This is a genomic window from uncultured Virgibacillus sp. (genome assembly GCF_947495635.1).
GTDB lineage: Bacteria > Bacillota > Bacilli > Bacillales > Amphibacillaceae > Virgibacillus > Virgibacillus salarius.
Window position 1 is genome coordinate 23,638 of sequence record NZ_CANMAB010000021.1, and the last position, 23,348, is coordinate 46,985.

25 protein-coding genes are annotated in these 23,348 nt (G+C 36.0%); 2 read left to right on the top strand and 23 right to left on the bottom strand.

Annotated elements, in window-relative coordinates; all coding sequences use genetic code 11:
• Positions 1 to 52: 52 nt before the first annotated feature.
• Positions 53 to 2,116, bottom strand: coding sequence for a sigma-54-dependent Fis family transcriptional regulator (locus Q1A47_RS06895; protein WP_026681100.1), 2,064 nt, complete (start codon positions 2,114 to 2,116; stop codon positions 53 to 55).
• Positions 2,117 to 2,255: 139 nt separating this feature from the next.
• On the opposite strand from Q1A47_RS06895, the gene Q1A47_RS06900 reads away from it, so the two are divergent.
• A complete protein-coding gene (locus tag Q1A47_RS06900; protein WP_026681101.1) occupies positions 2,256 to 2,504 on the top strand; it encodes a DUF2627 domain-containing protein in 249 nt (82 codons plus the stop codon).
• A 138-nt stretch (positions 2,505 to 2,642) separates the two neighbouring features.
• Complete coding sequence (locus Q1A47_RS06905; RefSeq protein ID WP_026681102.1) at positions 2,643 to 3,989, top strand: aspartate kinase; 1,347 nt, start codon at positions 2,643 to 2,645, stop codon at positions 3,987 to 3,989.
• A gap of 319 nt (positions 3,990 to 4,308) precedes the next feature.
• Here the strand turns inward: Q1A47_RS06905 and spo0A are convergent, their stop codons facing one another.
• The 22 genes from spo0A to spoIIIAA form a co-directional block, all read right to left on the bottom strand.
• Entirely contained in the window at positions 4,309 to 5,085 is a 777-nt protein-coding gene (gene spo0A, locus Q1A47_RS06910) for a sporulation transcription factor Spo0A (RefSeq protein ID WP_026681103.1), read from the bottom strand.
• A gap of 308 nt (positions 5,086 to 5,393) precedes the next feature.
• Entirely contained in the window at positions 5,394 to 6,689 is a 1,296-nt protein-coding gene (gene spoIVB, locus Q1A47_RS06915) for a SpoIVB peptidase (protein WP_051388309.1), read from the bottom strand.
• A 239-nt stretch (positions 6,690 to 6,928) separates the two neighbouring features.
• The gene (recN, locus tag Q1A47_RS06920; RefSeq protein WP_121605067.1) at positions 6,929 to 8,686 is read right to left on the bottom strand and encodes a DNA repair protein RecN; all 1,758 of its coding nucleotides are present in this window, start codon (positions 8,684 to 8,686) and stop codon (positions 6,929 to 6,931) included.
• A gap of 24 nt (positions 8,687 to 8,710) precedes the next feature.
• Complete coding sequence (gene argR, locus Q1A47_RS06925) at positions 8,711 to 9,160, bottom strand: transcriptional regulator AhrC/ArgR (RefSeq protein WP_026681106.1); 450 nt, start codon at positions 9,158 to 9,160, stop codon at positions 8,711 to 8,713.
• A gap of 31 nt (positions 9,161 to 9,191) precedes the next feature.
• On the bottom strand, positions 9,192 to 10,022 hold the full coding sequence (locus Q1A47_RS06930) for a TlyA family RNA methyltransferase (protein ID WP_121605066.1): 831 nt from the start codon (positions 10,020 to 10,022) through the stop codon (positions 9,192 to 9,194).
• An 18-nt stretch (positions 10,023 to 10,040) separates the two neighbouring features.
• Positions 10,041 to 10,616, bottom strand: a complete 576-nt coding sequence (locus Q1A47_RS06935; protein WP_121605065.1) for a hypothetical protein — start codon at positions 10,614 to 10,616, stop codon at positions 10,041 to 10,043.
• A 697-nt stretch (positions 10,617 to 11,313) separates the two neighbouring features.
• Complete coding sequence (locus tag Q1A47_RS06940; protein WP_121605889.1) at positions 11,314 to 12,198, bottom strand: polyprenyl synthetase family protein; 885 nt, start codon at positions 12,196 to 12,198, stop codon at positions 11,314 to 11,316.
• 2 nt (positions 12,199 to 12,200) lie between these two features.
• Positions 12,201 to 12,431, bottom strand: a complete 231-nt coding sequence (locus Q1A47_RS06945; RefSeq protein ID WP_026681110.1) for an exodeoxyribonuclease VII small subunit — start codon at positions 12,429 to 12,431, stop codon at positions 12,201 to 12,203.
• Between the two features lie 5 nt (positions 12,432 to 12,436).
• Positions 12,437 to 13,777 carry an exodeoxyribonuclease VII large subunit gene (gene xseA / locus Q1A47_RS06950; protein ID WP_026681111.1) on the bottom strand — a complete coding sequence of 447 codons (1,341 nt, stop codon included), beginning with the start codon at positions 13,775 to 13,777 and terminating at the stop codon, positions 12,437 to 12,439.
• Positions 13,774 to 14,628 (bottom strand): bifunctional methylenetetrahydrofolate dehydrogenase/methenyltetrahydrofolate cyclohydrolase FolD, encoded by an 855-nt coding sequence (folD, locus tag Q1A47_RS06955; protein ID WP_166530485.1) that lies wholly within the window; start codon positions 14,626 to 14,628, stop codon positions 13,774 to 13,776. Before folD ends, xseA begins: the two co-directional genes overlap by 4 nt.
• An 18-nt stretch (positions 14,629 to 14,646) precedes the next feature.
• Complete coding sequence (nusB, locus tag Q1A47_RS06960) at positions 14,647 to 15,027, bottom strand: transcription antitermination factor NusB (RefSeq protein ID WP_026681113.1); 381 nt, start codon at positions 15,025 to 15,027, stop codon at positions 14,647 to 14,649.
• A gap of 147 nt (positions 15,028 to 15,174) precedes the next feature.
• Positions 15,175 to 15,561 carry an Asp23/Gls24 family envelope stress response protein gene (locus Q1A47_RS06965; protein ID WP_026681114.1) on the bottom strand — a complete coding sequence of 129 codons (387 nt, stop codon included), beginning with the start codon at positions 15,559 to 15,561 and terminating at the stop codon, positions 15,175 to 15,177.
• Between the two features lie 24 nt (positions 15,562 to 15,585).
• Positions 15,586 to 16,947 (bottom strand): acetyl-CoA carboxylase biotin carboxylase subunit, encoded by a 1,362-nt coding sequence (gene accC, locus Q1A47_RS06970; protein WP_166530486.1) that lies wholly within the window; start codon positions 16,945 to 16,947, stop codon positions 15,586 to 15,588.
• Positions 16,948 to 16,960: 13 nt separating this feature from the next.
• Entirely contained in the window at positions 16,961 to 17,458 is a 498-nt protein-coding gene (gene accB / locus Q1A47_RS06975) for an acetyl-CoA carboxylase biotin carboxyl carrier protein (protein WP_026681116.1), read from the bottom strand.
• Between the two features lie 242 nt (positions 17,459 to 17,700).
• On the bottom strand, positions 17,701 to 18,321 hold the full coding sequence (locus Q1A47_RS06980; protein WP_080668668.1) for a SpoIIIAH-like family protein: 621 nt from the start codon (positions 18,319 to 18,321) through the stop codon (positions 17,701 to 17,703).
• A 15-nt stretch (positions 18,322 to 18,336) separates the two neighbouring features.
• Positions 18,337 to 18,975, bottom strand: coding sequence for a stage III sporulation protein AG (gene spoIIIAG, locus Q1A47_RS06985; protein ID WP_166530487.1), 639 nt, complete (start codon positions 18,973 to 18,975; stop codon positions 18,337 to 18,339).
• Positions 18,972 to 19,592 (bottom strand): stage III sporulation protein AF, encoded by a 621-nt coding sequence (gene spoIIIAF / locus Q1A47_RS06990; protein ID WP_026681118.1) that lies wholly within the window; start codon positions 19,590 to 19,592, stop codon positions 18,972 to 18,974. The genes spoIIIAG and spoIIIAF overlap by 4 nt, the downstream gene beginning before the upstream one ends.
• Before the next feature lie 10 nt (positions 19,593 to 19,602).
• Entirely contained in the window at positions 19,603 to 20,778 is a 1,176-nt protein-coding gene (gene spoIIIAE / locus Q1A47_RS06995) for a stage III sporulation protein AE (protein WP_026681119.1), read from the bottom strand.
• Between the two features lie 29 nt (positions 20,779 to 20,807).
• Positions 20,808 to 21,200 (bottom strand): stage III sporulation protein AD, encoded by a 393-nt coding sequence (gene spoIIIAD / locus Q1A47_RS07000; RefSeq protein ID WP_026681120.1) that lies wholly within the window; start codon positions 21,198 to 21,200, stop codon positions 20,808 to 20,810.
• A 6-nt stretch (positions 21,201 to 21,206) separates the two neighbouring features.
• Positions 21,207 to 21,413: a stage III sporulation protein AC gene (spoIIIAC, locus tag Q1A47_RS07005; RefSeq protein WP_026681121.1), complete on the bottom strand. Its 207-nt coding sequence runs from the start codon at positions 21,411 to 21,413 to the stop codon at positions 21,207 to 21,209.
• Positions 21,414 to 21,431: 18 nt separating this feature from the next.
• The gene (gene spoIIIAB, locus Q1A47_RS07010) at positions 21,432 to 21,944 is read right to left on the bottom strand and encodes a stage III sporulation protein SpoIIIAB (protein ID WP_026681122.1); all 513 of its coding nucleotides are present in this window, start codon (positions 21,942 to 21,944) and stop codon (positions 21,432 to 21,434) included.
• Between the two features lie 2 nt (positions 21,945 to 21,946).
• Entirely contained in the window at positions 21,947 to 22,867 is a 921-nt protein-coding gene (spoIIIAA, locus tag Q1A47_RS07015; RefSeq protein ID WP_026681123.1) for a stage III sporulation protein AA, read from the bottom strand.
• Between the last annotated feature and the right edge of the window lie 481 nt (positions 22,868 to 23,348).

Genomic DNA, 23,348 nt, shown 5'->3' on the forward strand with positions numbered 1-23,348 from the left:
AACGCTTCAATTTGTAGTGCAACCACCTTGCAAATTATTGCAACAATGCAAATTATTGCAGGTTATTTCTTTCAATTTTATACTTATCCATTTTATAGTATAAATTTCTTATCGAAATATGGAGATCTTTTGCTGTTTTCGTTTTATTGTAATGATTTTTTTCAAAAACGTGTTGTATATATTGTTTTTCATAATGTTCAACAGCTTTTTGTAACGGTAAATCAGTCGTAAGCTGTTCGCTATGATGGGAAATACTCTCCGTCTTTGTTGCTAATTCTGGAAGGTGCTTTAGCTTAATGATTTCTTCATTCATATCCATGTATATCATTGCTCGTCCAAGCACATTCTCGAGCTCTCGGATATTACCTGGCCAATGGTATCTCTTTAATTCAGCTAATACTTCATCTGAGACAAACCGAACATTTCTCCCATAATCTTGATTAATCTTCAAAATAATATGCTCCGTTAAGACCGGTAAATCAGACAATCTTTCCTCTAAGGAGGGAATGAAAATGGGTAATCGATTTAAGCGATAATAAAGATCCTCACGAAATGTTTTCGCCATGATCGCTTTCTCTAAATTTACATTTGTGGCGGTAATTATTCTAACGTTAATTGATATTGGTTGTGTGCCACCTACTCTTACAATTTCATTTTCTTGAAGTACTCGTAATAATTTTGCTTGCATATTTAAAGAAAGTTCGCCAATCTCATCTAGGAATATACTTCCATAATTCGCTTCCTCAAATAAGCCTTTTTTGCCACCATGCTTAGCTCCTGAAAAAGCCCCTTCTTCATATCCAAATAATTCACTTTCTAAAATGGATTCTGCAATGGCGGCACAATTGACTCTTATAAATTTATGGTGCTTGCGGTCACTCTCATTATGTATAGCATGGGCAAATAACTCTTTACCTGTTCCTGATTCACCACGAAGTAAAACAGTTGCTGGTGTTTTTGCCCCTACTTTAGCTTGCTCTAGGGCTAACTTCATTTCAGAAGAGGTTCCGATAATATCATCAAAGGTATATTTCGCTTCCAAATTCCGAATAATTTGTCTTGCTCGCTTTAACTCAGTTGTCAGTGCGTGTATTTCGGAAACATCATGAAGTACACCAACGCTACCTTTCATTTTTCCATCCACAATAATTGGAGCTACATTCACATATACCTCTTTCTTTTTAGGGCCAACTTTCATCGTAGCACCTCGGACAGCTCTTCGAGTCTGAAGTACTCTCATATGCATGCTTTCTCCCTCAGAAATATCTGTAGTAGCTGGTTTGCCTATAACATCTGATTCTTCTAATCCAGTGATTCTTGTATATGCTGGATTGATCATAATCCCAAAGCCATTTTCATCTACTACACTAATTGCCTCATCAGAAGAATGAATAATCGCCTCCAACATCGTTTTAATTTCTTTTAGGTCTGTGTTTTCTTCAGCCAAATTCATGACTTCCGTAATATCTTTAAATACTGCAAAAGCACCAACTAATAAGTCATCTGCATTAATAATCGGTATTCGCGTTGTAATAACTTGTTTTTTATTTTCCAGCGTTAATTTTTGATTAACCTCTCTACGTCGATTACGTAATACCTTCGGCAACCTTGTATTTGCAATTACACTCTCGATCGACTTACCTTCAAATTCTCGTTTCTCTTTCCCTACAATTTTTTCAGCGCCTTTGTTGACAAACGTAACGATTCCTTCATTATTAATAACAATCATGCCGTCTCTTATATTATTTAAAATGAGTGCTTGATTACGCATCTGAAGCTTCACTTTCTCCAACAATGTTTCCTTCTCATCAAATAATTCGGAAATAATATATGCGACACTTCCAGGAATAACTACCGTTTTTCGATTTCGTAGCTCAATTAATTTGTCTAATACCTGATCGTCACCAGTTGCTTCAATTATTATATCAATATCCTGATGAATCCAACTTGTCCACTCCACGCCTACTGGGATGTTATATTTTCTAGCTAACTTTAAGCCAGGCGCATCTTTGTTTGTATCAATTACTGCTACTATTTTCATTGTCTGTGTAGCATATAAGATATTTAGAAGGATACTCCCACCTTTACCAGCACCAACAATTAGTACCCGCTTCATTTCATCCCACCTTGCATTTTTTTGCATAGTACTATGATACGTCAGTCTGCACGATTTAGCAAACCGATTCTCTCCACTAATTCCTTTTTATATAATCTTCTGCTATACTTAAGAAAGAGCATACATAAGGGGAAATATAATGATTAGAATCATCGCCGCACTCACATTATTCATTCCTGGAGTCATATCTGCAATCGGAATAAAGCTTATGCGAGATGCATTATTTGATTCCTTTTATCCGATTTTCATTTATACAGGTGTGCAATTTTTTGTTGGATTTATTTTATTTCTTGCTGGAATTGCCTTTATCGGCGGATTTATTATACATCGAGACCGTAAAAGGCAACGCTTAAAGCAAGAGCAGAAAAAAATAATAGAGGATGAATAAGTAACATGAGATGGGATATTTTTCCCATCTTTTATTTTTTCATCCTAAATAAACAAATTCTTTCACCTTTCGCAATGTGCAAAAAAAACTGAATTTATGTTATGATTTTAATTAAAAATATCATCGGGAGGAATTAGCGTGAAAGTAGCAAAATTTGGGGGGAGTTCTGTAGCAAATGCAGAACAATTAAGGAAAGTAGGGAATATTATAAAAGCTGATCCTCAAAGAAGATTTATTGTAGTGTCAGCTCCAGGAAAAAGATTCAAATCAGATAGGAAGATAACTGACATGCTGATTGAATTAGGTGAAGTGCATTGTAATAATGGACAAACAGATGAATATGTCTACCCTATCATGCAACGCTTCAATGAAATTGTCGAGGAATTAAATATATCAGGAGAAATTCTTGAAAGTATTTCTCAGTCCATCCAATCTATTTTGCATAGTAAAAATTCAGACCCAGAAAAAATGGATGCATTGAAATCGATAGGTGAAGATAGTTCGGCAAAAATTTTAAGTGCTTACCTTAATCATATTGGTATTTCAGCTAAATATGTAAACCCCCAAGATGCAGGTATCTTAGTAAGTAATGAACCAGGAAATGCAAAAATATTACCTGAAAGTTATGAAAAAATTTACAATCTTAGAGACAGCGAAGAAGTTTTAGTAATACCAGGTTTCTTCGGGTATACGAAAAATGGAAAATTAATAACCTTCTCTCGTGGAGGTTCAGATATAACTGGATCCATTGTAGCTGCAGGAGTCAAAGCGGGTCTTTATGAAAATTTTACTGATGTTGATTCTGTATTTTCCGTCAATCCGGCGTTCGTGAAAGATCCTCAAAAGATCACTACATTAACTTATAAAGAAATGCGTGAGTTAAGCTATGCTGGCTTTTCTGTTTTCCATGATGAAGCATTAATTCCTGCATACAAAGATGAAATACCTGTATGTATAAAAAATACGAATAACCCAGAAGCACCTGGTACATATATTGTTTCTGAAAAGAAACCAAGCGAGAAGTGTGTTGTTGGAATTGCTAGTGATACAGGCTTCTGTAGTATTTATATTAGCAAGTATTTGATGAACAGAGAAATTGGCTTTGGTAGAAAGCTTTTTCATATTCTTGAGGATGAGGGTATCTCTTTTGAACATGCACCTTCAGGTATTGATGATATGTCTATCATTCTTCGTGAAAGTGGGCTGCCAATTGCAAAAGAAAAAAAAATATTACAAAGAATTCAAGCAGACTTACATCCAGATTTAATTTCCATTCATCGAAACTTAGCTATGATTATGATTGTTGGAGAGGGTCTTGTTAGAACCATTGGCCTTGCACAAAAAGCAACAACAGCTATTGCAAGTGCTAATGTAAATATCGAAATGATTAACCAGGGTTCATCTGAGGTATCGATGATGTTCGGTATCAAAGCTGAAGACTTAGATAAAGCTGTAAAGTCACTGTACCATGTCTTTTTTGAATAAAAACACTAACAAAAGAATGGGTCGAAAGCATTTTTAGCGATATAAAACCCGAACTTTATAGATAAAGTTCGGGTTTTTGGTTTGTGGATTTTGTGGTGACAGATAGTTCATTCATCCCTCGTCAACATGCTTCGCTTTCCGCGAGAATGACCCATAGCCTCCTCAGTTAGCAATTTCTTTCGGACTCGTACTGTCTCTCTGGATAGGAAAGCCTTCAGCAACAATACTTCGCACGTAAAAAACACTCTTCTGCCTAAAGGAGTCTACGGTTATTTTGGACTACCCTAAAGTATGCTTACAATTTATTATAATAAATCGTTCAACTGGCTTTATGCTCAAGTCGTAAGTGATCGGCAACCATCGCAATAAACTCAGAATTGGTAGGTTTTGCCTTTGTAATACTTATGGTATAACCAAATAGAGCGGAAATGGAATCAATATTCCCACGACTCCAAGCCACTTCGATAGCATGGCGAATAGCTCGTTCTACTCGGGATGCTGTTGTATTATATTTTTTTGCAATATCAGGGTATAGTACCTTGGTAATTGAACCTAATAATTCAATATCATTATACACCATCGTTATCGCTTCTCGTAAATACATGTAGCCTTTTATGTGAGCAGGGACACCAATTTCATGAATAATATTGGTAATACTTGCTTCTAAATCCTGTTTTTTCTTCTCTTTACGATTCACTTTTGACACACCAGTAGATATTGCATTATGACCTTGTACTTGCCTGATTTGCTCTGATAAATTATCTAGATCAAATGGCTTTAAAATGAAATAAGATGCTCCTAAGTCTACGGCTTTCTTCATTACCTCTTCCTGTCCAAACGCTGTAAGCATAATAACATGAGGTACTTTTCCAGATGAAGAACGTATCGTATTTAATACAGCAAGACCATCTACATGTGGCATAATAATATCTAACACTAATACATCCGGTTCTAATTCCTCTAGCATTGTTAGACAGTCTCTCCCATTATATGCCGTTCCGATCACCTCAATATCTCCCTGTTCTTCGAAATAATCCTCCATTAATTGAATTAATTCCCGATTGTCGTCGACCAAACATACTGAAATTTTTTCCACAAAAGCTCCTCCTTTTATGTAGTACAAAACTTTTCACTATTTTACATATTCTACACAATTGCTAAATATCCTTTTTTTATTTAAAAAACTTTGGTTTTTTTAATATTTTCTTTAATTTACTCATGTTTTCTCCTTTTTACGATATGATTCGATATTTATAGACACTCATGTCGAAAAATATTTACCTAATTATACCACATTTAATAAAGATTGGACAAAAGTTTTCGGATTATTAGAAATAATATTGCTATATGTTAAGACAAAAAAGAAAAAGACTTGTAATGGAATACTCCATACAAGTCAAGCCTTTAACTAGCTTTATTTGTTTGTTTTTCTTTTTTATAAATATCAATACCCGCATCTTGTAACATCCACTCAAGATGAACACCATAACCAGATGTAGGGTCATTTACGAAAACATGGGTAACAGCACCGATAATTTTTCCGTTTTGAATGATTGGACTTCCGCTCATCCCTTGTACTATTCCCCCAGTTTCATTAAGCAATTCTTCATCTGTAATTTGTATAACCATTCCTTTGGTTGCAGGAAATTTTTGCGGCACGCTACTTACAATTTCAATGTCATACTCTTGGACCTGTTCACCCTCAACAACAGTCAAGATTTTTGCAGGGCCTTCTTTTACTTCATGAGATAAAGCAACAGGCATAGGCTCATCCCACTTTCCATTAGACATTTCATCGTTTAATTTGCCAAATATTCCAAAAGGGCTATTCTTTGTAATCGACCCGATTTTATGATCTTCCGCAGAAAATTTTGCTTGTTTTTCTCCCGGAATTCCGTTATTTCCTTTTTCAATCGACGTTACTGATGAACGAACGATAGAACCATTATAGATCTCAATCGGTTTTTTTGTATCCATATCTGAAATCACATGTCCTAATGCACCGTATTTTTTTGATTTAGGTTCATAAAACGTCATTGTTCCAATACCTGCTGCCGAATCTCGAATATAGAGCCCGATTTTATAGTCGTTTTCCATACTATCTAGCGTAGGCTTTAGCTTTGTTGTTATCGTTTCTTTTCCTCTTTTTAACTTGATATCAAGTGAATTGCTTTCTTCACCTGCTTTTTCTACATATGGTTTAACATCCTTCATCTTTTTTATCTCATTTCCATTTATCTCTAAGATAACGTCCCCTACTTTTATATTTGCATTTTCTCCTGGGGAAGTTTCTCCTTGCTTACCATTAACTAAATGGTGTCCAACAACTAAAACACCCTTTGTGTGTAGCTGTACACCTATGGATTGTCCACCAGGAATAACCTTTAAATCGTCTAAAACATTTACATCAACATTCTTTATTGGTAAACCTGCAAATTCATAAAATGCTTGACTTTTCTCGTAATCATTGGCATAAACTTTATTTGAATTTGTAGTTTGTATTGTTTTTGTTGAGCCTTTTAGGTCGACATTTTCTCCTAGCGTCGGCAACGTAATTGGAGCATTATTATTTAGCGTGATAATCTCGCTAGGGATCGATAAATACTTCTGAATCGGGGCAAAAAAAGGAAATGCAAACACAATAATAAGGAGCACAAAACCTATCCAAAATCGAAATTTTCTTGTCTGTTTCCCGTTCAAATTATTTCACTCTCCTCGTTCCAACCCAAAACCACTTGTGTTTTTCTGTACTCCTAATTTGACCTACTAGCATTTGTTTTAAACTGGTGAAACATAAGTGTGCTACCTAACATTACCTTTGTTTAAGAAGTTTTCGTATGTATATGTAGACTTCTTGCGGAGGGTAACAAAAATACATGTATGATATTACTAACGATGGAATAAAGTAAATACCAATGCATATAAAAAAGCCAGATATTCTATTTTCTGGCTTTATCCTTCATATTATGCTTCTTTTTTGATTTATAATTCACAGCCATTTCCAACATTTCACGTGCATGCTCTACGGCTGTATCTGTAAGTTTGGTTCCCGTAATCATTCTTGCTAATTCATTTATTTGATAATCGATTGATAATTCACTAACCATCGTATGCGTTCGATCGTTCTGTGTCTGCTTTTCAATTAATTTATGCGTATCAGCCATTGCAGCTACTTGTGGGAGATGTGTGATACAAAGCACCTGTGATTCCTTAGAAATATGATGAATTTTCTCTGCTATAGCTTGTGCTACTCTGCCACTCACACCTGTATCTACCTCATCAAATATAACACTCGTAACACCTTGATTTCTAGCGAATATCTTTTTAAGTGCTAACATAATTCGTGACAGTTCGCCACCAGAAGCAACTTTACTTAGTTCTTTTAATGGCTCGCCCGGATTCGTAGAAATCATGAATTTAACCTGATCATATCCTTTTTGATGGAGATTTATTGCATGATATTCATCACTACGGATATATTGATCCATGTTTTCATGTTCGAATGATACAGAAAATGCAGCTTTATCTAAATATAGTCCTTTTAATTCATCATGAATTTCTTTCGTTAAAGCATTCGCTGCCTTTAAACGAAGCGCGTGTAATTCTTCCGCTTCTAAATAAGCATCCTTTGCTTTTTCATTTATTTGTTTTTCTAATTTTGATAAATGGGAATCCTTATTTTTTATTTCTTCCATTTCCTCTTCAATTTTAGCCATGTACTCTAATATTTCATCAACGCTTGAGCCATACTTTTTCTTTAAGCGGTTAATTTCGCTAAGTCGAGCTTCTATTTCATTTAACCGCTCTGGATCATACTGCATAGACTCTAGATAATTTCCTAAATCATGGGTTAGCTCTTCTAAGCCAAAGAAATAATTCCCAATTTCCTCTGCTTTTCCAGCAATAAATGTGTCGTACCTACCATTATCCTGTAAAGCTGTTTGTGCAGTTGTAACCCATTCAAGCCCTTTTTGATCACCATATAGAGCGTTATAGGCTATTTGTAACGCAGCGTAAATGCGTTCATAATTGGCTAAAGAGCTTCTTTCCTCTTCTAACCTTTGATCCTCGTTAGGCTCCAAATCCGCAGATGCCAGTTCCGTCATTTGAAATTCAAGCAAGTCAAGCCGCTGTGCTGTTTCTTGCTCGTTTTCGCTTAGTTTGCGATAACGAGTTTTTAAATTACTTAATTCCTCATATAAGCGAATATACTCTTCTTTAGCTCGTCCTATTTGTGCAGCATTATACTGATCCAATAAATCAATATGATTATCTGGGTCCATTAGTGATTGTGTTTCATGCTGGCTATGAATATCAATTAGCGCTTTTCCAAATTCACGTAGTATTGCCAATGTAACTAGCTTGCTATTTACGCGACAAATACTCTTCCCATTCGCAGTTATCGTACGCCGAAGAACAATTTGCTCATCTTGAATTTCAATACCATACTGTCTTCCGATTTCATAAATAGCATGCGACTTATCATCTATTGTAAACAAACCTTCAATATCAGCTTTTTTCGTTCCATACCTGACAAACTCAACGGAACCTCTTCCACCCGCAAGTAATTGCACTGCATCTATAATAATGGATTTCCCAGCACCTGTCTCTCCGGTTAATACAGTGAGACCATCATGGAAGGTAATTGAAATTTTATTAATTATAGCAAAATCCTGTATAGATAACTCTGTTAGCACGCCATCACTCACCTCATCCCAACTCTACAGCATCTCTATAAAACGTTCTTTAATAATTTCCGAGTCTGCTTCTGTTCTGCAAATGATTAAACATGTATCGTCTCCACAAATTGTCCCCATGATCTCTTCCCAATCCAAATTATCAATTAACACACCAACAGCATGGGCATTTCCAGGCAACGTTTTTAACACAATAAAATGGCTAGCATGTTCAATTTTCACAAATGCATCCATAATTAATCGCTTTAACTTATCTAACGGATTAAATCTTTGATCAGCAGGTAAGCTATACTTGTATTTCCCGTTCGTTGCTGGAACCTTTACTAAGTGCAATTCTTTTATGTCACGTGAAACAGTCGCCTGTGTAATATTATAACCTAAGCGTTTTAAGTGATCGACAAGTTCATCCTGTGTCTCTATTTCATTTTCTGTAATTAATGCACGAATCTTTATATGACGTTGTACCTTACTCATAGGGCGCCCCCATTTCCCATTTCAAGCTCATTTACTTTCTCTCTGCTTTTTGTAGTTCAGCATGTGCCTTTTTAACTACATCTTCTATTTCGACATCCGTAACTGTAATTCCTTTTTTTTCTTTTTGCCAGCCAAAGTGTGCCAGAAATTCTATGTTGCCATCACCGCCAGTAATCGGTGAGTGAGTTATATCAAATAGATCATATGATTCACTCATAGCAAAATCAACAATGGTTGACAATACAGACTGATGTACATTTTCATCTCGAACAATACCTTTTTTTCCTACTTGTTCTTTCCCAGCTTCAAATTGAGGTTTAATTAAAGCAACAATATCACTGTTTTCAGTAAGTAATCGTTTTAAGACTGGTAAAATAAGCTTTAAGGATATGAATGAAACATCAATTGTAGCAAAATTTGGTTTACCCTGTGTTAACATTTCAGGGGTGACATATCGAAAGTTTGTACGTTCCATAACTACTACACGATCATCATTTCGTAACTTCCAATCGAGCTGATTATAACCAACATCAATGGCATAACATAGTTGTGCCCCATTTTGCAAAGCACAATCAGTAAATCCTCCGGTTGATGAACCAACATCCACCATAATTTTATTTTCAGTAGAGATATCAAATGTTTGCAATGCTTTTTCTAGCTTCAGTCCTCCCCTACCAACGTACGGTAGTAATTTACCCTTAACGGTTAACGGAGTTTCTTCATCAATCTTCATTCCTGGCTTGTCCAATCGTTCATGTTCATTAAATACAAGGCCAGCCATGATCATACGTTTTGCTCGTTCTCTCGATTCCACTAAGTTTTTTTCTACTAATAATACATCTAATCGTTTTTTTTTACTCATTAGTCGTTTCCTTTATTACTAATTTTTGGGTAGTATTCTTATTTTTAATTTATTTTCTATAACAGATATTACTTTTCCAGCGAAGAAAATAATCGAGGTTGAGGCATTTATCGCAAAAAATTTGCCTAGCGCCTTACCTCCAACAGTAATAGCAGCAACTACACTTGTCAGTAGAACAGAAATCGTTATTTGAACGGTCGATCCTTCTCCATGACCTAATAAATTTGCCATTTGTAATACAACAATGGCTGAAGCTGTTCCACTCACTATACCTGAAATATCTCCTATCACATCATTACAAAAGCTAGCAAACCTATCAGCATTTCGGATAATGATAACCGCTTCTTTAGCGCCTGTTACTTTTTCTGCGGCCATTGCATGAAACGGTGCCTCATCAGCAGCTGTAGAAGCAATACCTAACATATCAAATACAACGCCGACAAATACTATCATAAATACAAGAAGTAAACCAATTATCCAAATAACTCCACTCAATATAGATGACGAGATAATTGAAAAAATAGCCGCTAACACAAAAGTGATAACGGCAATAGTTAGACTAAATTTAATCGATCGTTTTACGTGTGATTTCATTTCATACCTCTATTATATAAGATATTCATTCTTTTTATGTAAGAGAAGGAATGGTCATGTAAAAGGTAAAAACTGTGGCTTAGGTCCAGTAGGTTTTCCCAGTTGATTACCCCGTGTTGCCACGAAAGGCGGTTCCCCTTTAAAATCAACTTAGCTTCGTCGCCAAAAGCTAGACTGGATTACCACTTAGTCCACACTATAATCCCTTTTATATGTCATACGAACAGTCTAGGAGATTTCCTCAACAGTTCTTAACCGCTCCCTAGCCTCTTTTGCAGTGCTGATTTCATAGAGATGAAAATAAGCAAACTAGTGGCCATCTAATTTGTTATTTTAAGACTCTAATCCCCTCAGGCACCACTCAAGGCAGGCTACGCTGCATATTAGGTGTCCCTTACCATATCTGCAGGTTCATACCCCATTCCATAATGATAACTAGGCTTAGCTATCACTACAGAGATGGGCCTCCGCGGTAATCGGGTCAACGCCCACATGCCTTTGTGGATCGCCCGAAAACCTTAACTCCCAGCATAGACCCAAGGCTGGGCGCCTCAAGCCTACACAAGGAACTTCATCGATGTGCCCTTTGGCGGATTTTTAGGCCCGCCTTCAGGTACGGAGAACTGACTAGAATACTGCACCATTCCTTTGTTAGTTTAATTATAGCATATTTAAAAGGAAAGTTCTATTTCTGATTTTAATGGTCTCGTTGACTAAAATACTCCGTTAAATCCATTAACACCGATTCTTGTGCATTAGCTTTTTGTAATGCCGCTTTAGCCTTATCTACATACCACGTTTTCTTTTCGATAGCACCTTCAAGCCCTAGCAATTTTGGATAGGTACTTTTCTGATTTGATTCATCACTACCAACAGGTTTACCAAGCTTTGCTTCATCTCCCATTATATCTAGAATATCATCCTGAACTTGAAAAATTAATCCCAAATAATAAGAGAATTCTTTTAGATGCATGAGCTCTGTCCTTGATGCTCCTCCAAGAAATGCCCCAGCATAGACCGCAAACCGTAATAGTTCACCTGTTTTATGTGCATGAATTTGTTCAAGCTCCTCTAGGGTTACCGGTTGATTCTCTGCTTGCATATCTAAAATTTGCCCAGCTACCATACCTTTAGGCCCACTTGCTTCTGTTAATACCTGGAGTATTTCTACCTTTTGATCAGCAGTCAATTGAGAATCATTAGCTATTAGTTCGAAGCTGTATGTAAGCAATGCATCACCAGCTAAAATTGCTGTTGCCTCATCAAAAGCTTTATGATTTGTCAACATTCCTCGTCGATAGTCATCATCATCCATCGCGGGTAGATCGTCATGAATGAGTGAATAAGTGTGGATCATCTCTAAAGCTGCCGCAGTTGTCAGTGTAATAGCCGTTTTCTTTCCATAAACCTCATAGCTTGCTAATAATAAAATTGGTCTTAATCGTTTTCCGCCAGCTTTAACAGAATAAATCATGGATTGTTTTAACGTTTCAGGAATTTGGATGGTATCCAATTTTTCCAGAAGGGTTTTATCAATCAATTGTCTGTATTCCTGTAAATAATCTTTCATATTACGCAACACTGTCATTCTTCCTCCTGGATATGAAAAGGTTCAAGTTCCCCTTGCTCATTCATAATCTTTGTCATCTTTTCTTCTACGTGGATTAGCTTATCATTACATAGTTTAGATAGCTTCATTCCATCTTGATAGTAATCAATCGCTTTTTCTAAAGGTACGTCCCCTGTTTCCAGCTTTTCTACTATTTTCTCCAGCTGTGCCATTGCTTCCTCAAAGGAAAGTTCATTGTCCGACATTTTTATTATTCCTCCTCTACCCTTACAACATCACAAGTAATATCTCCATCCATCATCTTTACAGTAACTCGATCAGCTTTCTTTACCTGACTTACTGATTTAATAATAGTTCCATCTTCAGAATAAGAAATGGAAAAACCTCTTTTCATAATTTCTAAAGGATTTAGTAAACTTAACTTATCCAGATTATTTGCTAATCTTTCTGATTTTTGTGTGATAGTCTGTTGCATTATGTTTTGCTGTTGCTTCATTAGTTGTTTTAATTGCTGTTTGGATCTCTCCAACTGCTTGACTGGCTGTTGATAAATAAAACGTATATACAAATGCTGGTAGTTCTGATGACCCTCTCCTAAATGATTAGTCATTGATTTATTCAATTGATCCGTTCTTGTATCCAATTCCTGTTCTTTTTGTTTGAGCAATTGCACTGGATATCGAAAAGCATATGACTGTCGAAGTCTACTTAGATGTTGCTTATGTTGCTTTAACTGCTGATTTAAGTCTTTGATGAGCATTCGCTTTAATGTGGAAACCTTATCCTTTAATTCTTGTCTTGACGGAACCGCTAACTCTGCAGCACCTGTAGGAGTGGGAGCTCGCAGATCTGCAACAAAGTCACTAATCGTTACATCTGTTTCATGACCGACTGCCGAAATAATTGGAATTGTAGAGTTAAAAATCGCTTTAGCCACTATCTCCTCGTTAAAACTCCATAGTTCTTCAATGGATCCCCCACCTCTACCAATGATTAGTACATCGAATAGAGATTTTGTGTTAGCTACCTCTATAGCTTGACTAATGGACACTGGAGATTCCGTACCTTGGACAAGAACTGGTAAAACAGTAACTTCAGCGATTGGAAATCGCCGTTTAATGGTAGTAATAATATCTCGAACCGCTGCTCCTGTAGGCGAAGTAATAACACCAATATGAGTAGGTATCTCAGGTATTGGTTTCTTGTGGTGTTCATTAAAATATCCTTGTTTCTGTAGCTTTTCCTTTAGCTGCTCAAACGCTACGTATAAAGCTCCGATCCCATCAGGTTCCATTTGCTGAATATATAACTGATACTGTCCGTAGGCTTCAAACACACTAATTTCGCCTTTAATTAAAACGTTCATTCCATTTTCTGGAGTGAATTTCAACCTTCGATTATTCCCAGCAAACATAACAGCTTGTATTCTCGATTGATCATCCTTGATGGTTAAATACATATGTCCTCTTGAATGATGCTTAAAATTAGAAATTTCCCCGCGCAGCCAAACATCACTTAAATGCGGATCAGTGTCTATTTTTCGCTTTATATACTTTGTAAGCGCAGTAACTGTTAAATACTTATCATTCACAATTTCTCTAATCCTTCAGCTGCTTTTATTGTATTTTTTAAAAGCATTGTAATTGTCATTGGACCTACACCTCTGGGAACAGGAGTGATGAATGCCGCTTTTTCTTTTGCGCTTTCGAAATCTACATCTCCAGTTAATGAGCCATCCTCCAACCGATTTATACCGACATCGATGACCGTCGCACCTTCCTTTATATCGTTTGCATGAATAGCATTTGGCTTTCCAACAGCAACAATCAAGATATCCGCTTGTTTTGTAAACTGCTGTAAATCCTTCGTTCGAGAATGACAATATGTAACAGTAGCATTTTCATTTAATAATAACTGACCGACAGGCTTACCAACAATATTACTTCTTCCAATAATAACAGCATGTTTTCCTTCCATTGGAATATGTTTTGATTGGAGCATTGTCACTATTCCAAATGGGGTGCAAGGTAAAAATGTATTCATACCAGCCATCATTCTTCCAATACTTATAGGATGAAATCCATCTACGTCTTTATTAGGGTGTATTGTCTCAATAATTTGTTGTTCACGGATATGAGTGGGAAGTGGTAGCTGAACAAGGATACCATGTACCGCCGAATCTTGATTGAGCCTTTCAATCAGTGCTAGTAATTCTTCCTCAGTAATAGAAGTTGGCAACTCAATTAAATCCGAGGATATCCCTGTTTCCCTACAAGCTTTTTCTTTTCCGTTAACATATGATTTAGAAGCTGGATTATCACCAACTAATACAACGGTTAAATGTGGATATATTCCTTGCTTTTTTAGCTCTTCTACCTCTACTTTCATTTCATTTCGGAGTTCATCGGCTAACGCTTTTCCATTGATTATTTCTGCAGTCATTCACGACATCCCCTTCGTTTATTGAACAAATTTTGATAGAACACCATTTATAAATTTTCCTGAGTTATCATCTCCATATGTATTTCCTAGCTCAATTGCTTCGTTAATGGAAACATTATCAGGTATGTCCTCTACATAGCTGATTTCAAAGATAGCAATACGTAATATTGTTTTTTCAACAGACGCTATTCGATCTATCGACCAATTTTCTAGCTTCTCTGAAAGCATTTTATCAATTTCTTCCTTATTTCTTGCCACACCTTCTACGAGCATGGTTAAAAAGGCATCTTTCGTCTCATTTTCAAGAAAGTGCTCCATAGCCTCGGCTGGTTTATTGTCATTTACATCTAACTGAAACAATATTTGAAATGCCTTTTCTCTTGCTGTATGTCTGTTCATTGCTTATAGCTCCTTTTAACATATCTCTTACAAATCATAACATGATTATATCACCAATGCTAGAATCAACATTAAGACTGAATACCATGCTAATTATCAAAAAAAAGAGGTCAAAAAAGGATCTAATATTCCTTTTGACCTCTCTTCTTATTCATCTACATCGTCTGTTCCTTCCATTTGTATCCCTACAACATGAACGTTAATTTCATCAATTTCTAAAGCTGTCATATTTTTCAGCGTCTGTCTAATATTCGTTTGTAGCATTTGTGCAACCTGGGGGATAGATACACCAAAGTTTAAAATAACAAATAAGTCGATTAAAATTCCATTATCTGTTAATTCCACCTTTACCCCTTTACTATGCGCTTTCTTACCAAATCTTTCAGCCACTCCAGAGGCAAAATTACCACGCATCGCGTATAAACCATCTACTTCAGTAGCCGCTATACCTGCAATAACTTCAATAACTTCGGGAGCAATTTCTACTTTTCCTAAACGATCATCACTCACATTTAGTAATGGTTGTTCACTCATTTGCTCACTCCTTTTAGTCTATGTTTATTCCGTTTTGTCTTGTACTATTGGATTTTCTTCTAAGAACTTTGTATTAAAGTCCCCGTTGATGAATACTTCATGATCCATAATTAAACGATGAAATGGAATAGTCGTATAAACACCTTCCACAACAAATTCATCTAGCGCCCGTTTCATTCGTTTAACTGCTTCCTCTCTTGTTTTTCCATAGGTAATTAATTTCGCAACCATAGAATCATAATACGGAGGAATTCGATAATCAGAGTATACAGCAGAGTCTACTCTCACTCCTAATCCACCTGGAGGTAAATACATTTCAATAGTTCCTGCTGACGGCATAAAGTTTTTAAATGGATTTTCTGCATTAATTCGACATTCAATTGCCCAGCCTTCTAGTGTTACATCGGATTGCTTTATGGATAGCTCTTCATTATTAGCGACTTTAATCTGCTCTTTTATTAAATCAACTCCAGTGACCATTTCGGTAACCGGATGCTCTACTTGAATACGTGTATTCATTTCCATAAAATAAAAGGCATTACTTGTCCGATCAAAAATGTATTCAATAGTTCCCGCACCTTCATAACCTACAGCACGTGCAGCTTTCACAGAAGCTTCTCCCATCTTCTTCCTTATTTCAGGTGTTAACGCAGGAGAAGGTGATTCTTCAACTAACTTTTGCAATCTTCGTTGGATTGTACAATCTCTCTCTCCTAAATGAATAACATTTCCGTGTCTATCTGCTAGTACTTGTATTTCCACATGGCGAAAGTCTTCAATATATTTCTCAATGTATACACCAGCATTACCGAAAGAAGTTTCTGCCTCTTTCTGTGTAACCTCAATACCTATTAGTAATTCCTCTTCCGATCTTGCTACTCGAATACCTTTACCACCACCACCAGCAGTGGCTTTAATAATGACGGGATAGCCAATTTCATTGGCAACCACTTTTGCTTCTTCTTCATTTTCAATAATACCATTAGAACCAGGTACAATTGGAACGTTTGCTTCGTCCATTGTTTTTCTAGCTACGTCCTTAATACCCATCTTTTGTATTGCTTCGGGAGTTGGTCCTACAAACGTAATATTGCATGCTCGGCAGATCTCAGCAAAGTCTGCATTTTCAGCTAAGAAACCATATCCAGGGTGGATAGCATCCACTTCTGTTAATATCGCAACACTCATTATATTGGTGAAATTAAGATAGCTGTCTTTACTTTGCTTCGGTCCGATGCAATATGCTTCATCTGCTAATTGAACATGTAGTGCTTCACTATCTGCTTCGGAATAAACCGCTACCGTTTCAATATCTAATTCTTTGCAGGCTCGAATAATCCGGACCGCTATTTCTCCTCTGTTAGCAATTAACAGTTTTTTAATCACTCTTTACATCCCCTTACTTAGTGTTTACACGGAATAATGGCTGACCATACTCAACTAGCTCACCATTTTCAACCAATATTTCAACGATTTCTCCTGAAACTTCTGCTTCGATTTCATTAAATAATTTCATGGCTTCAACAATACAAACAACCGTTGACTCATCTACTTTACTTCCTTTTGATACAAACGCATCTTTTTCAGGAGATGGGGCAGTGTAAAAAGTACCCACCATCGGAGATACAATTTCATGATCATAAGCTACAGCTTGACTTTGTTCTGATGTAACTTCGTTTTCAACTGGTTCATTCTTAATATTTGCCTTTACATCTGATTGTTGTACGTTCTCTACCTTAGTAGTCGGCTGTATTTGATTATCCTGAACGGATACAGGATTTTTTTGACTAGATTTTTTCAAAGAAACCGTCGTACCGTTCGTTTCATACGTAAATTCTTCTATTGATGATTGATCAATTAACTTTATAATTTCTTGTATTTCTTGTACGTTTAACATTACTGCTGGCACCCTTTCGTCTTCAAGCTTATTATTAGGTACTAATAACTCCTCTTAATATTTTACGACAAGTCCAATATAAACTTCAAGGTTTAACCTTAAAAGACAGATGTAAAAATGACCTTCCGATATCTTCTCTATTATAGCAATACTCAATAATTAAAGCGAATACAAGGGTGCTTCGTCCATGACAAAAGCAAAGAATCCGAGCAATGGTTTATTGCCCGGATCTCTTCGCTTACTTACTCTTGATCTTCTTTACTTTCCTTATTCTCATCTGCATTTTCTTCAGTTGCTTGGCTATTCTCAGACGGAACAAATGATACATCTACGTCTTCATAGCCTATTTCATCTCGAACCATTTGCATAATAGAAACTGCTTGTGATTTAGGCAACTTTTCCTCAACCTTCAATTGAACGACAACTTTCTCATCGTCTTCCATCGTTCTTACTAAGACATCCTCATAGTTAGCGGAAGCTAAAATACTATCCTCTAAAATTTTTTCTTTTGAAGACAAATTTTCTAATACATCAATTTCTTCAAGAGCCTGTTCCTTTTCTGTAGGCGTAGATGAGCTGGAAGCTACAATATCTGTTAACCGCTCTTTCTGTGCACTTCGATTATCTTCTAATTCCATTCGTAGTGAAGTGAAAAGTTGATCTTCTCCCAAATTCGATATTTCATCTACTTTGGCATCCCCTTCCGTTTCATTAGAATCTGTTGGAACAGCTTCCTCATCATTGTCTTGTCCATTATTGACATATGCTATATCCTCGCTGTCTGGTGATGTCATATAATACACACTTAATACAATCATCAGACTTAACATCGTAAGTAACCAAACTGTTTGTTTTTTTAACATAAAATAATTCCTCCTTTAATTCTTTGGCATTACGGATACTCTGTGTGTCGGTACATCAAGTACTCTAGAAACTGCCTCTACAATCCATTTTTTAACGCTTGCATGGTCAGCACCCTTAGCTACAACAAAAACACCACGTACTTCTGGTTTTTTTGTTTGTATTAGTAACGGAACTTCTTTTTCACCTTGCCTTACCAGTACAGTTTGTGCCTCTTCGGTCGAGTCTTCTACTTCTCTTGTACCGCCATTTTTATCAGATTCCTTTGTTGTTTGTTGCCCTTTCACGAGGTTTTTCTCATAGACTTTAATATTCGTAGATTCTAAATTAACCATGACCTCTGCTTCCGATACGCCTTTTATTTTGTTTAACAGCTCCTGTAGGTCCTTTGTATAAATCGTTTCCAGTTCTTCCATGTCAGAGGTAGTAGCTAGTTTGTTTGAAGCAGTTTCTTTGGCAGGTTGTTCCATTGGTTGTTCTATTTGCTGTTCCAATTGCTGTTCCTCAGCCGTTTCTGGTGAAGAAGAAAATATATTTCCAACGATGAGCAACAAGATACCTGCTAAAGCTAAAATAATAATGTATCCCAATTTTTTTGGTGGGTGCTTTTTTGTGCCGTCTGATTTTTGGAATAATTTTTCTATTTTTTCTTTCAAGGTGCCCCTCCCTCCCATTGCAACGTTACTTTTTTGTTATCGAGCTCCCATACCTCTCTTAACAATGCTTGTATTTGTTCCAACTGCTCATCTTCGTTTGTGTTATCAGGGTTGTCCGTATCAATTACAACATCATCAACTATACTCACTGCTCCCTCCCCATCTTTTGATTCTCTTAGATAAACAATGACTTCATCCAAGTTTTTGAAGGTCATCTCCTGTTGGTTACCAAATTGGAACTTAATATCCGTTATCTCTACTTGATATTCTTCCTGAAGTGGTTGTTCAGCATATTCTTTTAATTGGACAGCCATTTGTTCTAAAATATATGCATCTTGTGCGTCTTCTATTTCATTTTTTTGTGATTCAATTAAATTTTCCATTGATTTTCCTTCCGTAGTTTCCTGTTCAAACTGTGCTACAGAGGCTTCTAACGCCTGATTAATATCAATCTGAAATATATAAAAAATTGGTTTTAATAAAATTAAAATTAAGATTAAACCAACTACTAATTTAATATATTTTTTCATGGAATTAGAGGGAACTAGTAAATCAATAATAGCCGCTAAGAGTAAAAACAAAATTATTTGTGTTACCCATTGGATTAATACCTGCATGTTCGTCCCCCTATCGTAAAAGCAATGTCAAATTACTTGCTACCACAATAATTACAATTGCTAGAAAAAACATAAATGATACAGCTAGCAAACACGCTAAGATAAATACAATGTATTTACTTATTGTGTTTAAGGTAGTGATGACTGGTCCATCTCCAATTGGTTGTAATACTGCTGCAGCTATCTTATATATAATCGCAATTGCAAAAATTTTTAAGGCAGGGAATAGTGCAATAAATAATATAATTAAAACACCTACGATGCCAATCGCATTTTTTAATAGTAAGGACGCACTTAATATCGTATCTGCAGCATCTGTGAAGGTACGTCCTACTACAGGTATAAAATTTCCTGTAATAAACTTCGCTGTTTTCATAGCGACACCATCTTGTATAGCACTGGCCGCTCCTTGTACAGACATGACACTTAAAAAGATGGTTAAAAAGATACCAAGTGCACCTAAACTTACCGTTTTGAATAAGTTTGCCAAATGGGTAACCTTATAATTTTCATTCAGACTGCTTACAATAATTAATAGTGCTGATAGAAATAATAAAGGCAATATAAATGTTGAAATTAATAATCCGCATGCGTGAATTAAAAAGATAATAATTGGATGAAAAAATGATACGGCAACCACATTTCCAAAAGTTGCCATCAAACCTAAAACTAGTGGTAAAAGTGCAATCATAAAGCTACTCATTGTATCAATAGCATCTTTTGCATAAGATACTGCGGAATAAAAGCTATTTAACGCTAAAAAAATTAACACGATATAGACGACAAAATACGCTATTTTACTCACCGTACTCTTTTCAAATGCATTATGCATGGTTTGCAACATGATAGAAAAGAGTGTAAGCATGAATAGAGAACCGAGTAATTTACCATTAAGTAGCAATTCATGAAAGAGAAATTCTACGAGTCCTATTAATGTATTTTTTAGCGAAAACGAACCCTGGTCTTTAATAAATTCGTAAACACTAGTTTTCTCTAATTCAGGAAGATAACCACCGTAATCTTGTACTAGTTCCCCCCAATATTTCTGTACGCCTTCCAATGAGATGTCATCTAGCATTCCGTCTTGAACATCATGAATATTCGGATTCGCTGAAATAGTAGCTTGTCCCAGAAAGAAAAAGAACAAAGCAAATAGAAGGATACGGAATTTTTTATGATGTTTCATCCACCATGAATACTCCTTTCTGGGTTATGTTAGGTTGCTGGTAAAAAGCGTAATATAGCCTCAATTACAGCTGTAATTATTGGAACAGCAAGCAATAGAATAAATATTTTACCTGCAAGTTCAATTTTGGAAGCGACAGATTCGAGTCCGGCATCTTTGGTGATACTTGCACCAAGCTCAGCAATATAAGCTATCCCGATAATTTTCAAAATTGTTTCTAAATACATTCCATCCACTTGAGCTTTCGTACCTAGTGTTTGAATTAATTGAAAGATAGAACCGATTTGTTGAATAATGGATAAAAAAATGATGACACCAGTGATGACAATTACAAAGAATGCAAATGTTCGATTAATATCCTTTAAAATAATATAGAGAATACTAGCTACTATGCCCAATGTTACAATTTGTAAAATATCCATATGATGTTACCCTTGGTAAAGAAATACGGATTTGATCTGCTGAAAAAGATCAGACAAACCGTTTATTACTAAAACTAGTACGATAATGAAACCAATTAGCGTTGCAAATTGAGCAATTTCCTCTTTTCCCATTTGTTTCAATATCGTATGGATTAGGGCTACAATTATCCCTATTCCCGCTATTTGAAATAAGATAGAAGCATCTGTAAACATCGGGTTAACTCCTTTCAACTATAGAAGCAGTAATACAACAAATATGCCACATAATACACCTAGGCTTTTAGTCATTTTTCCGTATTTTTGATAGTAATCCCTTGCATTTTCTAGCTCGCGATCTAAATGATTAGCTGCTAGCTGAATATGCTTTTGCTGTTGAAGAAAATCATGCTGACCTAATGTTTGGCCAAATTGTAATAATATTTCTTTTTCGTTATTTCCTAGACTGGAAATGTCCATTAAATCGTCTAAGGATTTCTGCCAAACAACATAAAAATCCTTACTATCTTTATTCATATTTTTATACAATTGGTCAAAAAACGAATGAATTGGAAAAGGTGTTTGTTTTTTTATGGATTCAAATGCATCTTGTAAAGGTAATTGACTGTACATCATTTCTGCCTCTAATATTTGTAGTGCATTTTTAACTTGTCTTATATGCTTTGGCCGATTTGCTAGTCGATTACTCCATTCAAATCCAATCCAAGTAGTTGTTCCTATAAATAGAAGTGCCCCTATCCATTGCATAATTACCCTCCCATTTTCTTTCTTAATATGCTATTTCCATAAGCATCATATATATGCTGAAAACTTCCTGGAGAGGAGGTACGGTCCAGCAAGATAATTCTTTGAAATATTTCTTGCTGTAAAAGCGCTTGAATAGAAGGACGACGGTTTAATTCGTCAAGTGTTTGTCCATGAATACTACATATCACTACTACCCCTGCATTAATTGCTTCTAGTAAAGCATCCACATCCCTCTTACCGCCAATTTCATCAACAACTAGTATTTGTGGTGACATCGAACGTATCATCATCATCATACCCTCTGCTTTTGGGCATGCGTCCATCACATCAGTTCGTGGTCCTATATTATGTTGCGGCACTCCTTTAATCGAAGCGGCTATTTCTGAACGCTCATCTACAACACCTACTTTTTGTGGAGGAATATGCGTCCAGCCTGACGAGATAATGCGTGTAATATCACGAATAAGTGTTGTCTTTCCAGTTTGTGGAGCTCCAACAATAAGTGTATTTAAGTAACCTTGTTGATAGAGGTATGGGACTACCTCTGAAGCTGCACCTATCTTTTCTTTGGCAATTCTGATATTTAAAAAGGTGATATACTGAATTGCTTTAACCGAGCCATTTATTGTATTAACTCTGCCTGCTAATCCAACCCGATGTCCACCTTCTATCGTCATATAACCTTCTCTTAGTTCATCTTCCATTCGATATAAAGAAAATTCACTTAGTTGATTAATCATGTGAACAAAATCACCTTTAGTTGGAATTGGATGATAGACTGTTTTATGCGTTGCATGAAATATAAGCTCTACAGGTTTATTCAGCCGTAAGCGAATTTCTTCTAATTCATCCCACCTTCTCCCAACTTTTCTACTGACTTCATTTCTTATTTGTTCCGGGAATAAACGCAATACTTCCTCCATCATCTTCCCTCACTTTTCTATATTGCTTACTAGTAAATGTATGCGCTATTGGACAAATTATGACCTATTTAAAAGTAGTTCAATAAGGGTTAAGGTAGTAGGTTCTAGTAAAACTATTAAGCATTCCGCTACGTCGATCTTTTTAACTTTAATAGTTGTATCTATTGAGGACAAACAAATCTTAACTTTTTCATTCAAGAACAAAAAGGCAAGCGCCCGATTAGAAACGTAGCGACTGGAGCGAGTCAACGGAGATAAAGGAAACACGGTGAGCTTGCAAGCCAACGATGACTTAGATGAGGACGATTTATGAATTAGCCTCGTTTCTAGGTGCTGGCTCAACACGTCCATAATTATACACATGGGCAAATTGTATAGTTTCCTAAACTATTATAAAAAACTGAGCAAAATTCGCTCAGTCCTTATCACTAAATGCTCAGATTTACGCTTTCTCTAGTAGCTATTATGGAATAATAGCTAC